Raw genomic sequence first — 13,805 nt, forward strand, 5'->3', positions numbered from 1 at the left:
AGCCACATTCGCGCCCAAGGCTCGCTCCCGAGCATCCCAACGAAACCACGCTCCCACCGAAACCCAAGCACCCCACCAGCACCACCCACATTCCCCCTTCCCCACCCCGGTCCAAAGCCCAAAACACGGCGCAATAAAAAACCGGGGTGGAGCACCCAATCAAGCCGTCCCAGCCAAATCCGTCAGCAAATCCGCCGGTAAATCCTTCCGGTACTTCACATTCAACTTCCGGTAAACCCGCGTCAAGTGCTGCTCAATAGTACTAGGCGTAATGAACAGCTTGTTCGCGATCTCCCTATTCGTATACCCCACAGCCGCCAGCGCAGCCACCCTCCGCTCAGCGTCAGTCAGGGCATCGATCCCCTTGGCAGCAGGCGTCTTCCGCTTCGACATCTCCGGCTTCGAAGACCGGCTCGGCAACAACTCCTCACACAACTCCGCCGCATCACAGGCGTTCGCCACATGCCAAGCGCGCCGCGCGATCGTCCAAGCCCGGCGATGCTCACGCAGCGCTTGGTGCGTACGGCTCAAGTCGGCCAACGCCAGAGCCAGCTCGTACTGATCCCCGTGTTCCTCCAAAATGGACACGGCTTCCGCCAGCAACTGCGGTCGCGTGTGCGGCTGGCTCGTCGCGGCCAGCAGGCGCAACGCGGTTCCCCGCGTTCGCGAACCGCCCGGGCCCAGTTTCGCCAGTTGCTCGTTGATCAGCCGCCGGGCCTCGTCGCGGTTGCCGTGCCGCAGCCACGCCTCGGCCGCACTCGTCCGCCACGGCACCAGGCCCGGCATGTCCAGGCCCCAGCTCGTCATCAGTTCACCACAGGCCAGGAAGTCCGCCAGTGCCGCGTAGTGCCTCGTCGTGGCCAGGTAGTGCGTCCCGCGCGCGGCCAGGTAGTGCAGTCCGTGCCGGCTCTGGAACATCGCCTCCGGCACCGACTGCTCCAGCTGCTTCGCCGCGTCGGTGTGCCTGCCCATCCGCGTCAGCGCGGTGATCAGCGAGCCCAGCGGCAGGCCCGCGCCCACGCCCCAGCCCGTCGGCGGCAGCAGGTCCAGCGCGGTCTGCGCCTGATCGACGGCCACCGGCAGCTCACCCCGCCGGACCGCGATCTCCGCCCGCGCGGCCGCGAACAAAGCCCGGCTCACCGGCGTCCGCGACTCCGCCAGCAACCGCTCGCATGCCGTCTGCGCGACCTCCAGCCGGTCCGCGTAGACCAGCGCCAGCAACGCGGACATCGCCGTTTCCGGTCCCCACGACAGGCTGTCGCTCGGCCGCGCCGCCTCCAGCACCTGCTCGGCGTCGGTCACCACCTGCTCGCCCGGCCCGTACGCCAGCACGCCCGCCAAGGCCGCGGTCGCCTTCAACGAGGGCCTGGTCGTCAGGTCGAGCGATCGCCTCGCCGAATCGACCGGCACCTGCCCCCGCGTCGCCAAAGCCGGGTGCGAACAGGCCAGCCACAGCTCCATCGCCCGCGCGTCCTCGCCACCCCGACCATCCCACAGCACCGGCCGGTCCTGCTTCTCCACCACTTCCAGCGCCCGCTTGGCCTCGGCGAACCGGCCGTCCCACAACAACTGCCGCACCAACGCCAGCACATCGGGCTCGGCGAGCCGGTCCACCACCTGCACCAGCGGCGGCAACCGCCGGGCCGCCGCCGACGGGTTCACCCGCCACTCCGCGCGCGCCAGCCGCGCCGCGATCGCCGCCCGCTCCTGCGTCCCCGGGCACACGCGGTGCGCGAGTTCGAGGAACCGCACCGCCTCCTCGATCCGCTCGTCCCGCAGAGCGTGATCCGCCGCCTCCACCAGTACCGGCACCGTCCACGGGCTGTGCACGTCCTCGGCGTCGAGCAGGTAGGGCGCCACCTCACCGGCCGACGCACCCTGGTCGTGTCGCAAGCGCGCGGCCGCGAGGCTTCGCGCTCGCCGGTCCTCTGTGGACATGTCCGCCAGTACGGCCGCCCGTGCTTCCGGGTGCCGGAACTGTCCGTGTTCGAGCAACTCCGCCGCGTTGAGCAGCTCGATCGCCGACTCCACCGCGGCCACGCCCAGGCCACCGAGGTCCGCGATCATCGCCGTGCTCGCGGTGTCGCCGAGCACGGCCAGCGACCGCGCCACGGTCAGCACCTCGGGCTCACACCGATGCAGGCTGCTCAGCAATCCCTCGCGAAAGCACGGCCCCGGCACCACCTCGCCCGGCTGCTCCGGCAGATCCGCCAGGATCGCCCGCACCAGCAGCGGACTGCCCCCGGTCACCGGGTACAACTTCGGCGCGAGCCGCCGTGCCCGCCGTCCACCCAGGTGCTCGGCGGCCAGCGCACCCACGCCCTCTTCTGACAACGGCGGCAGCTCCAGGTGCACGCAGCCGTGCCGGGCGAGTTCGTCGTGCAGTGGGGAGTGCCCGGTCCGTGGAGTGTCCACTTCGGTCAGCACGAGCAGGACGTCCGCGTCATCGAGCCGTCGCAGCAGGTAGCACAGCCACTCGACCGATTCGGCGTCCGCGTGCTGGACGTCGTCCACGGTGACCAGGATCGGTGCCTGGTCGAGCAGGATGCGGCACAGCGAATGCCGCACCCGGGCCAGTTGCCGCTCGTCGGCTTCCCCGGCACCGATCTCCAGGACGCGGTCGAGCCGATCCGCGGTTTCCGGCGGCAGGCTCAGCCCGCGGAACAACTGGTGCACCACGCCGAACGGCAGCGCCCGTTCCGCACGCGAGCACGAAGCCGCACAGTGGGGCCGATCCACCGCGTCGGCCAGCGCGCCCAGCAGCTCCGTCTTGCCGGTGGCGACCGGTCCGGTGAGGCGCACCACGTGGCCGCCCGTCCCGAGCAACCCGGTCAGGCGGTCCCACTGGGCTTCGCGCTCGACCAGCCCGGCGGGCAGTTCAGCGCCCCGGTCCGCCATGTTCGCGCACCCCTTGGAATCGACAGGATCGACACCCCTCCACCTGCACTGAATCATGTATTCTCCCAGCACACCCGGGGTACTAGGGGTTTTCCTCGAGTTGCCGTGAGCCCCACGACAAGGCTCCGGCGGGTGCGCCATGCTCCCGGTCATGGCGTCGTCCGAGTACCCGAGTCAGCGCCCCATCCTGTTCGTCAGCTACTCCGAAAGCGGACTGCTGAACCCGATGCTCGTCCTGGCCGAGGAGCTGTCCCGCCGGGGTGTCGCCGACCTCTGGTTCGCCACCGACGAGAACCGCCGCGCGGCCGTCGAGGGCCTGAACGCGGGCGCCCCGGTCGAGTTCTTCTCCCTCGGCGAGCCGATCCACGAACTCTCGTCGACCCAGTGGGATGACGAGACCTACCGCCTGGTCACGCAGAAGTCGAAGTTCAAGGCCCGGCGCGCGGTCATCGAGCAGACCGACGACCCGTGGTTGCGCGTGCCGAAGTACCGCAAGCTCGAAGAGGCCATGGACAAGATCAACCCGGCGCTGCTGGTGATCGAAAGCATGTGCCGGTTCGGCATCGAACTGGCGATCACCAGGAAGATCCCGTACGTGCTGAGCGTGCCGTTCGTGCCGAGCAACGTGCTCACCTCGTACGTGCCGATCGGCAAGTCGTACACCCCGAAGGGTTTCCCGATCCCGCACTCCGGCCTGCCGTTCCGCGGTTCCCTCGCGCAGCGCGTGAGCAACAAGCTGTTCGGGTGGCGCACGCTGACCATGGCGATGTCCAAGGACATGAAGGCACGCCAGGGCGAGGACGCGAAGGTCCGCGCGGAACTCGGCGTCGCTCCGGAGGCGTACGGCCAGTTCGTCCGCGTGGAGCAGGCGGAACTGGTGTTGTGCAACACGATCCCGGAGCTGGACTACCCGTTCGAGCTGCCGGAGAAGGTGCGCACGGTCGGCGCGATGATGCCGCCGCTGCCCGAATCGGCCGACACCGAGATCACGGACTGGCTGTCCGCTCAGGATTCGGTGGTCTACATGGGTTTCGGCACCATCACCCGGCTCACCGCCGAGCAGGTCGGCGCGCTGGTCGAAGTGGCGAGGCGCCTGGACGGCGAACACCAGGTGCTGTGGAAACTGCCTACCGAGCAGCAGAAGTGGTTGCCGCCGGCCGACCAGCTGCCGGGCAACCTGCGCATCGAGAACTGGGTGCCTTCCCAGCTCGACGTGCTCGCGCACCCGAACGTGAAGCTGTTCTTCACGCACGGCGGCGGCAACGCCTACAACGAGGGCGTCTACTTCGGCAAGCCGCAGGTGATGCGGCCGCTGTGGGTCGACTGCTACGACCAGGCCGTGCGCGGGGAGTCCTTCGGCATCAGCCTCACGCTGGACAAGCCGCGGGAGATGGACGTCGACGACGTGCTGGACAAGCTGACCAGGGTGCTTTCCGACGACTCCTTCCGCGCCGAAGCCGAACGGCTCGCCCGGTTGCAGCGCGAAGCGGGTGGCCGCGAGGCGGCCGCCGACCTCATCCTCGGCCTCCCGGCGATGGCGAAGGACTGAACGACGATGGCTTACAAGTACCCGGTTTCCCAGCCGTGGCTGGAAGGCCGTGAGCTGGAGTACGTCACCCGGGCCGTCACCGACAACTGGATCTCTTCCCAGGGCCCGTACGTCCGGCAGTTCGAAGAGGCTTTCGCCGCCTACAACGATGTCGAGCGCGGTGTGGCCTGTTCTTCGGGCACCACCGCGCTGACGCTCGCGTTGCGCGCGCTCGGCATCGGGCCCGGCGACGAGGTGCTGGTGCCGGAGTTCACCATGATCGCCTCCGCGTGGTCGGTCACCTACCTCGGTGCCACGCCGGTGTTCGTCGACTGCGGTGACGACCTGAACATGGATCCCGCGCTGATCGAGGCCAAGATCACCCCGCGCACCAAGGCGATCATGCCGGTGCACGTCTACGGCAGGCGCTGCGACATGGACGCGATCATGAACATCGCGTTCGAGTACAACCTGCGCGTGGTCGAGGACACCGCCGAGGCGCACGGGGTGAAACCGGTCGGTGACATCGCCTGCTACTCGCTGTTCGCGAACAAGATCATCACCTCCGGCGAGGGCGGCATCTGCCTGACGAACGACCACCGGCTGGCCGAGCAGATCGCGCACCTGCGCGGCATGGCCTTCAGCAAGGAACACAACTTCCTGCACAAGAAGCTCGCCTACAACTTCCGCATCACCAACCTGCAGGCCGCGCTGGCGCTGGCGCAGGTCGAGCGGCTGGACGAGATCCTCGAACGGCGCGCGGCGATCGACAAGCGCTACACCACCGGTCTCGAAGGCATCAGCGGCATCACGCTGATGCCGCCGCGGGACGTGCTGTGGATGTACGACCTGGTGGCCGACCGGCGCGACGAACTGATGGCGTACCTCGCCGGCGAGGGCATCGAGACGCGGTACTTCTTCAAGCCGATGAGCCGCCAGCCGGGCTACCTCGCCGAGGGCTGGGAGAAGCTGAACGCGAACCGCTTCGCCGAGACCGGTCTGTACCTGCCGACCTACACCCAACTGACCGAATCGGACCAGGACTTCATCATCGGGAAGATCCGCGGGTTCTACGGGGAAGAGTGACCATGTCGAGTGTCGAACAGCCGCTGGTCCCGTTCATGCTGCGGCGGCCGGGGCAGCCGTTCCCGCCGAACGAGTACGCCCAGTTCCGCAAGCTGGACGGGCTGGTCAAGGCCTCCCTCCCGACCGGCGGCTCGGTCTGGCTGGTCACCCGGCACGAAGACGTGCGCAAGGTGCTGACCGAGCCGAAGATCAGCTCGAACCCGTCGAAGGAGGGCTTCCCCCGGCCCGGCCGCACCGGCGGCGCGCCGTCCGCGCACGAGGTGCCGGGCTGGTTCGTCTCGCTGGACCCGCCGGAGCACAACCGCTTCCGCAAGGCGCTGATCCCCGAGTTCACCGTGCGCCGCATCAAGGAGATGCGCGACGCGGTCGAAACGATCGTCGACGGCGTGCTGGACCGCATGCTGGCCAAGGGGAACTCGGCGGACCTGGTGGCGGACTTCGCGCTGCCGGTGCCCTCGCTGGTGATCTCGTCGTTGCTCGGTGTGCCCAAAGTGGACCGTGACTTCTTCGAATCGAAGACGCAGATCCTGGTCACCATCAGCTCCAGCGACGAGGCGCGCGACGACGCCAGCCAGCAGATCCTGCGTTACCTGAACCGGCTGATCAAGCTGCGGAAGAAGCGGCCGGGCGAGGACCTGATCAGCAGGCTGGTCGCCGGGGACAAGCTCGACGAGAACGAGATCTCCGGCGTGGCCATGCTGCTGCTGATCGCCGGGCACGAGACCACCGCGAACAACATCGCACTCGGCGCGATGACGTTGATCGACAATCCACAGTGGATCGGCGACGAGCGGGTGGTGGAGGAACTGCTGCGTTACTACTCGGTGGCCGACATGGTGGCGCTGCGCGTGGCCGTGGAGGACGTGGAGATCGGCGGTCAGCTGATCAAAGCCGGTGAGGGCGTCGTGCCGCTGGTGGCCGGGGCCAACCACGACGAGACGGTGTTCGAGCGGCCCGGCGAGTTCGACCCCGGCCGGTCGGCGCAGCACCACGTGGCCTTCGGCTACGGGGTACACCAGTGCCTGGGGCAGAACCTGGTGCGGGTCGAGATGGATGTGGCCTACCGCAAGCTGTTCGAGCGCGTGCCGACGCTGAAGGTGGCCGAGGCTCCCGAAGGCCTGCCCTACAAATACGACGGTGTGCTGTTCGGGCTGCATGCCCTGCCTGTTTGCTGGTAGGAGACTGGGGAATGACAACTTCGCAGGAAGAGCTGCCGTCGCTGGCGGCGGAGTCGGAAGGCCTGCTGCGGTTGCGGCCGAGTTCGCTGTTGCGCGGGCTGCAGGAGCGGGCGCCGATCTGCCGCGTGCTGACGCCCGCCGGCGACGAGGCTTGGTTGGTGACGCGTTACGCCGAGGTCAAGCAGCTGCTGATGGACGAGCGGATCGGGCGTTCGCACCTGGACCCGCCATCGGCACCGCGGTACGTCGACAACCCGTTGCTGGACATGCTGATCATCCCCGACCACGACGCCGCGCGGGAGGCGCACAAACAGACGCGGTCGTGGCTGGCCCCGAACTTCACCGCGCGCCGCGTGCTGAACCTGAAGCCGCGCGTGGAGGAGATCGCATCGTCCGTTTTGGACTCCTTCGCCGAGTCCGAGCGGCCCGCCGACCTGCACGCGGGTTTCTCGTTCCCGTTCGCGTTGCTGGTGCTGTGCGAACTGATCGGTGTGCCGCTGGAAGAGCGGGGCCGGATCCTCGAGCCGCTGGAGCAGATGGGCGGCGTCGACGACCGGGACGGCGCCGAAGGTGGGATGGGCGCGATCTTCGCCTATGCCGCGGAACTGGGCGCGCGCAAGCGGGAGAAGCCCGGCGAGGACGTCATTTCACGCATGGTCCAGAACGGCGCCACGGACGAACAGGTCGGCCCGATCGCCGCGAACCTGCTGTTCGCCGGACTGGAGAGCGTCGCCTCGCACATCGACCTGGGCGTCGCGCTGCTTTCGTCGAACCCGGACCAACGCGACGCGGCTTTGTCCGACCACCAGCACCTGACCAACGCCGTCGAAGAAATCCTGCGCGCGGCGAAGGCCGGCGGCTCGGCGCTGCCACGGTATGCCAGCGAGGACATCGAAATCGGCGGCGTCACCATCCGCGCCGGCGACCTGGTGCTGATCGACTTCACCCTGGCGAACTTCGACAGCCAAGCCTTCGACGAGCCCACACGCTTCGACGTCACCCGCTCGCCGAACGCGCACCTCACCTTCGCCCACGGCATCTGGCACTGCATCGGCGCGCCGCTGGCACGGGTACAGCTGCAAGTCGCCTTCTCCACCCTGTTCACCCGGCTGCCGGACCTCACCCTGGCGATCCCCGTCAGCGACCTGCACATGCGAGGCAGCGGCCTGGCCGACGGCCTAGGCGGCCTCCCCGTCACCTGGTAGCCGATGTCACCCCCTCGCCAACGTGGAACTCAGCCGCCCCAACGTGGAACTCAGCTTCCCGAACGTGGAACACGCCCGCCCCCAGCGAGTCCCACACCCGCGCAGCCGAACCCCACACTCGTGCAGCCGAATTCCCCACTCGTGCAGCCGAGTTCCACACTCGCGCCCACCTGAGGCCGCCCGCCGGACATACGCACCCCGGGGCGTGCCCAGTGGCATACCGAGCCCCGGGATCCGCGACCATGCCGTGAATGTGGCTTTCACGGCGGAATGTGCCGTGAAAGCCACATTCACGGCGCGCGGGCGCGAAGGGACCATCGCCATGACACGAATGTGGCTTTGGGGGCCAAATCCGCCCCCAAAGCCACATTCGTGTCCCCCAGCACAGCCGAGCCCAGCGACCCGCGAACCCCGGCCCAATCGAGCCCAGCAAGCCGCAGCCAGCGACCCAGCAGCCCGGCGACCACCGAGCACCAAGCCACGAGCCACGAGCATCAAACGGCCATCCGAGCAGCTCAACTTCAGTGGCCGCCCACCCCTCCCCCATCCCCGGTCCTAAGCCAAAAACACGGCGATGGTCCCTTTGTCAAGGCATCTTTCCCGCCTTGACAAAGGGACCATCGCCGTCGTCACACTAAAACACCGGGGTGGCCACCCCAAATCACAACGTACTCAGCCAATCCTCGATTACATCCGCAGTAAGCCCCGAAGCTTCCTTCACCATAGCCATATGGTCCGCCTCGATCATCCGCACCTCGGTCGTCGGGATCGGCACCTCGGTCATGGCCGTTTCCAGCTCCGTACCGTCCACCTCCACCGCGCACCGGATCAACAGTTTCGGTGCTTCCGGATGCAAACCAATGTCCGTCATCTTCATGAACCAGTGGGCCATCGCCGAAAGTCGTGCGCTGTTCATCTTGACCGCGGGCGAATCCATGGTGTTGAAGTAGTTGTTCGAGACCGCGTCGAAGTTGATGCCTTCGTTCGTGTCGTAGCGCAGGCTGAGGGTGTCCAGCAGGATGACCGCCTCCGGGCTCACGCCCCAGGTCTGCTCGAGCACCGCCGCCGCGAAGTAGGCCAGGGTGCCGCCCGTCGAGTGCCCGACGAGTACGAACGGCTCGCCATCACTGGCCTCCAGCACGCTTTCCGCGACGACCCGCGCCGCGGCTTCGGTGGTCGCGGGCAGTGCCTCACCCGGCGAGAAGCCCACCAGCGGCAACGCCGAGACGTGTCGCTTCCCCCGCAGGTGAGCGGCGATCCGCGCGTACATGTGCACACCGGCGCTCGCGCCCGGCGCGCTGATGCAGATCAACCGCGGCGTCGAGGGGCCTTCCGCCAGGGTCACCGCGGCGGGCAACTCCTCCAGCTCCGCCGGCGTGTCGAAGGTCGGCCGCAGTTGCGCGACGAACTTCAGCATCCGCAGGCCTTCCACCGCCTTGCCCTCGTTCACCGCCTTCATGAACAAACCCTGCACGGTGTCGTTCGGGTCCACCAACTGGGCGCCGGCACCACTGGAAACCGAAGCGGAAGCTGCCTCCGCGGGCAGTTCGCCCTGCAGCCATTCCGCCAGTTTCGACGACGTCTTGTTGTCGAACACGACCGAACTCGGCAGCTTCATCCCCAGCAATTCCGAAAGCTGGTTCCGCAACTCGACCGCGATCAGCGAATCGAAGCCCAGCTCGAGGAAGTCCCGCTCCGGATCGACCTCACCTGCGTCATTGTGCCCCAGCAACACCGCCGAAGTCTGCACGACCAGCTCCTGCAACGCGTCCTGCTGCCCGGCCGGGTCCATGCCGCGCAAGCGGTCCAGCACCGTCACCGACGCCTTGTCCGCGGCAGCCGGAACCGGGTCGCCGAGCAGACCCCGGAACAGAGGAGCCGCGCCGCCCTGTGACCGCTGGCCCTCTTCGTTGAAGTGCATCGGCACCACGAACGCGTCCGACCGCGAGATCGCCGCCTCGAACAGGGCCATGCCCTGGTCCGGCGTCAGCGGCGGCATACCGGAGCGCATGATCCGCTCCATCGCGGCCTGGCTCAGCCCGCTGGTCATGCCGCTCTCCTGCGCCCACGGTCCCCACGCCAGCGAGGTCGCCGCCAGGCCGAGCCCCTGCCGGTGCTCCGCCAGCGCGTCGAGGAAGGCGTTCGCGGCGGCGTAGTTGCCCTGGCCGACGGCACCCGTCACCGAGGACACCGACGAGTACAACGCGAAAACCGGCAGGTCCATCGAACGGGTCGCGACGTGCAGGTTCCACGCCGCGTCCACCTTCGGCCGCAGCACGGCGTCGAGCCGCTCCTGCGTCAGCGAGCCGACGAGACCGTCGTCGAGCACCCCGGCCGCGTGGATCACCGCGGTCAGCGGGTGCTCGGCCGGGATCGACTCCAGTGTCTCCGCCAGCGCGGCCGCGTCGGCCACATCGCAGGCGACCACCTTCACCGAAGCACCCAGCTCCGAAAGCGACGCCTGCAATTCGGCCGCGTCCGGCGACTGCGGGCCACTCCGCGAAGCCAGCAGCAGGTGCCGGACCCCGCGTTCCGCGACCAGGTACCGCGCGAGCACCTTGCCCAGCCCGCCGGTGCCCCCGGTCAGCAGGACGGTGCCCTCCGGGTCCAGCTCACGCGGCGGCAGGTTCTCCACGTCCAGCCGCGCTAGGCGCGCCACCCGGACGCTGCCCTTGCGCAGCACCACCTGCGGCTCGTCCCAGGACAGCAGCGACGGCAGGACCGCCGGCGAGGTTTCGGTGTCGTCGAGGTCGACCAGCAGGAAGCGGCCGGGGTTCTCCGACTGCGCCGACCGCACCAGCCCGCAGGCCGCCGCGGCGCCGACGTCGGTCACCTTCTCCCCGGGCAGCGCGACCGCGCCACAGGTGATGAAGACCAGCTTCGAGTTCGCGAACCGCTGGTCCTCCAGGCTTTCCTTGATCAGCGCCAGCACGCGCCCGGTCAGCTCGTGCACCGAGGCGGGCCCGCCGGAGTCCAGCCGCCCGGCGACCGACACCAGGAAGACGTCGGGCGTGAGACCACCGTCGACCAGGGTGTCGCCCAGCTTCTCGCCGTAGGCCGTGATCGTCTCGCCCGCGCCGTACATCTTGTGCGCCATGTCGAACTCGTCCGCGCCGATGACCGCCCACCGGGCACCACCGGCCGGGGTCAGCGCGGCCGAAGCGGGCGCCCAGTCCAGGTGGAACAGCGACGGGTGACCGCTCGGCAGCTGCGGCGCGCCGCCGCTCTCCGGCCGGGCACCGCCGGTCGGCCAGAAGCGCTGGTGCTGGAAGGCGTAGGTCGGCAGGTCGACCCGCTTCGCGCCCATCCCGCTGAAGTAGGCGGGCCAGTCCAGCCGCACCCCGCTCACGTGCAGGCGGGCCAGCGCGGTCAGCACCGACTTCTCCTCCGGCCGGTCCTTGCGCAGCATCGGCACGACCGCGACCTTGCGCGGCGCGTCTTCGAGGCTTTCCTGCGCCAGCGCGGAAAGCACCCCGTCCGGGCCGAGTTCGAGGAACGCGCCGACCCCGTCGGAGACCAGGGTGCGCACGGCATCCCCGAAGCGCACGGCGTCACGCACGTGCCGCACCCAGTATTCGGGCGAGGTCACGTCGCCACTGGTGACCACCGGGATTTCCGGCGCGGCGAACGAAAGTCCGGAGACCACCGCGCGGAATTCGTCCAGCATCGGATCCATCAGCGGCGAGTGGAACGCGTGCGAGACGTGGAGCGAACTCGTCTTACGCCCTTCACCCTCGAACTTCGAAGCGATGGCGGCGACGGCATCCGAATCCCCGGACACCACCACCGACGACGGCCCGTTGATCGCGGCAATCGACACCGCATCGGTGAGCAGCGGAGTGACTTCCTCTTCGGTGGCCTTGATCGCCACCATGGCACCGCCCGCCCGTCGCCCACCACCACCCTCAACGGATTCGCTGCGCGACGCTGAATCAACTCCAGGCAGAGCCTGCATCAGCCGCGCCCGCGCGGAAATCAGGGTGCACGCGTCTTCCAGCGAAAGCACCCCGGCCACATGCGCGGCCGCGATCTCGCCGATCGAGTGCCCGGCCAGGTAATCCGGCGCGACACCCCAAGACTCGACCAGCCGGTACAGCGCCACCTCGATGGCGAACAACGCGGGCTGCGCGTTCCCCGTCTGGTTCAGCGCGTCGGCGTCCTCGCCCCACATCACCTCACGCACGTCGAGGTGCGCGAGCACGTCGTCCAGAGCGGACGCGAAAACCGGGTAGCGGGCGTAGAGCTCGCGTCCCATGCCGATCCGCTGCGAACCCTGGCCGGTGAACAGCACCGCGAGCGAGCGGTGCGAAGCCGTGCCGCGGGCCAGTTCGGTGGAGCCCACGAGCACGGCCCGGTGCTCGAACTGCGAGCGCGTGGTGGCCAGCGAATAGCCGACGTCGACAGCGGAAAACTCGGAAAGCGCCGTCACCCGCGAAATCTGCGCGTCCAGTGCGGCTTCGGACTTGCCGGAAACCAGCAGCGGCACCAGATCCGTGCGCACGCTCGCCGGTTCCGCGGTCACCTCGACCGGCGGCGCCTGCTCCAGGATCACGTGGGCGTTCGTGCCGCTGACCCCGAACGAGGACACCCCGGCACGCCGGACCCGCCCGGCGTCCGGCCACGGCGTCGGTTCCTTGAGCAGCTGGACCTTGCCCACCGACCAGTCCACATGGGACGACGGTTCGGTGACGTGCAGCGTTCGCGGCAGCGTGTCGTGCCGCAGCGCCTGCACCATCTTGATCACCCCGGCGACACCGGCCGCGGCCTGCGTGTGCCCGATGTTCGACTTGACCGCGCCCAGCAGCAACGGCCGGTCCTGACGGTCTTGTCCATAGGTGGCCAGCAGCGCCTGCGCCTCGATCGGGTCACCCAGTGTGGTGCCCGTCCCGTGTGCCTCCACCGCGTCCACATCGGACGAAGAAAGCCCGGCCGAAGCCAGCGCGGCCCGGATCACTTCGCGCTGCGCCGGCCCGTTCGGTGCGGACAGCCCGTTCGACGCGCCGTCCTGGTTCACCGCGGAACCCCGGATGACCGCGAGCACCTCGTGCCCGTTGCGCTGCGCGTCGGACAGCTTCTCCAGCAGCAGTACGCCGATGCCCTCGGACCAGCCGGTGCCGTCGGCGCTGTCGGAGAACGCCTTGCAGCGCCCGTCCGGCGCGAGCCCGCCCTGCCGGGTGAACCCGGCGAAGTTGGACGAGGTGGTCATCACCGTCACGCCGCCGGCCAGCGCGAGCGAGCACTCCCCGTTGCGCAGGGCGTGCCCGGCCAGGTGCATCGCCACCAGCGAGGACGAGCACGCCGTGTCGATGGTGACCGCCGGGCCTTCCAGCCCGAAGGTGTAGGACAGGCGCCCGGAGATCACGCTGGCCGAGGTGCCCATGCCGGCGTGGCCTTCGACGTCCTCCTGCGACGCGATCAGCACGTGCCCGTAGTCCTGGCCGTTGGTCCCGGCGAACACGCCGGTCCGGCTGCCGCGCAGGGAGACCGGGTCGATCCCGGCCCGCTCGATCGCCTCCCACGACACCTCCAGCAGCAGCCGCTGCTGCGGGTCCATCGCCAGCGCCTCACGCGGGGAGATGCCGAAGAACCCGGGGTCGAACTCGGCGGCGTCGTAGAGGAAACCGCCCTGCAGGGTGGCGCTCTGGCCCTGGCCGTCCCCGGCCAGCACGCTGAGGTCCCAGCCGCGGTCGGTCGGGAAGCCGCCGATCGCGTCGGTGCCGCCGTCGAGCAGCGACCACAGGTCCTCCGGCGAGGACACCCCGCCGGGGAAGCGGCACGCCATGCCGATCACCGCGACCGGTTCGTGCCTGCCCGCCTCCGCCTCCTCGAGGCGCCGCCGGGTCTCGTGCAGATCGGCGGTGACCCACTTCAGGTATTCAACGAGCTTCTCTTCGTCGGGCATCGTCGGAA

Annotated in this window: 5 protein-coding genes and 1 pseudogene; 4 read left to right on the forward strand and 2 right to left on the reverse strand. The window is 68.9% G+C overall.

Features of this window, described 5'->3' with window-relative positions; translation table 11 throughout:
• Positions 1-159 precede the first annotated feature (159 nt).
• Complete coding sequence (locus L3Q67_RS03025) at positions 160-2,898, reverse strand: helix-turn-helix transcriptional regulator (RefSeq protein ID WP_499188077.1); 2,739 nt, start codon at positions 2,896-2,898, stop codon at positions 160-162.
• A gap of 151 nt (positions 2,899-3,049) precedes the next feature.
• On the opposite strand from L3Q67_RS03025, the gene L3Q67_RS03030 reads away from it, so the two are divergent.
• From L3Q67_RS03030 to L3Q67_RS03045, 4 genes are read left to right on the forward strand one after another with little or no spacing between them, the layout of a single operon-like run.
• The gene (locus L3Q67_RS03030) at positions 3,050-4,447 is read left to right on the forward strand and encodes a glycosyltransferase (RefSeq protein WP_499188078.1); all 1,398 of its coding nucleotides are present in this window, start codon (positions 3,050-3,052) and stop codon (positions 4,445-4,447) included.
• A gap of 6 nt (positions 4,448-4,453) precedes the next feature.
• Positions 4,454-5,512 (forward strand): DegT/DnrJ/EryC1/StrS family aminotransferase, encoded by a 1,059-nt coding sequence (locus L3Q67_RS03035; protein WP_499188079.1) that lies wholly within the window; start codon positions 4,454-4,456, stop codon positions 5,510-5,512.
• A 2-nt stretch (positions 5,513-5,514) separates the two neighbouring features.
• Entirely contained in the window at positions 5,515-6,690 is a 1,176-nt protein-coding gene (locus L3Q67_RS03040) for a cytochrome P450 (protein ID WP_499188080.1), read from the forward strand.
• A gap of 11 nt (positions 6,691-6,701) precedes the next feature.
• Positions 6,702-7,895 (forward strand): cytochrome P450 family protein, encoded by a 1,194-nt coding sequence (locus tag L3Q67_RS03045; RefSeq protein WP_499188081.1) that lies wholly within the window; start codon positions 6,702-6,704, stop codon positions 7,893-7,895.
• Between the two features lie 661 nt (positions 7,896-8,556).
• Here the strand turns inward: L3Q67_RS03045 and L3Q67_RS03050 are convergent.
• Positions 8,557-13,797 (reverse strand): annotated as a pseudogene (locus tag L3Q67_RS03050) (SDR family NAD(P)-dependent oxidoreductase); the annotation flags it as partial.
• Positions 13,798-13,805: the final 8 nt, after the last annotated feature.

The organism is Saccharothrix sp. AJ9571 (assembly GCF_021725495.1).
Taxonomy (GTDB): Bacteria; Actinomycetota; Actinomycetes; order Mycobacteriales; family Pseudonocardiaceae; genus Amycolatopsis; species Amycolatopsis magusensis.

Coding starts and splice junctions, on each gene's coding strand:
- L3Q67_RS03025 (WP_499188077.1), bottom strand. CDS start 2,898: ATGGCGGACCGGGGCGCTGAACTGCCCGCCGGGCTGGTCGAGCGCGAA.
- L3Q67_RS03030 (WP_499188078.1), top strand. CDS start 3,050: ATGGCGTCGTCCGAGTACCCGAGTCAGCGCCCCATCCTGTTCGTCAGC.
- L3Q67_RS03035 (WP_499188079.1), top strand. CDS start 4,454: ATGGCTTACAAGTACCCGGTTTCCCAGCCGTGGCTGGAAGGCCGTGAG.
- L3Q67_RS03040 (WP_499188080.1), top strand. CDS start 5,515: ATGTCGAGTGTCGAACAGCCGCTGGTCCCGTTCATGCTGCGGCGGCCG.
- L3Q67_RS03045 (WP_499188081.1), top strand. CDS start 6,702: ATGACAACTTCGCAGGAAGAGCTGCCGTCGCTGGCGGCGGAGTCGGAA.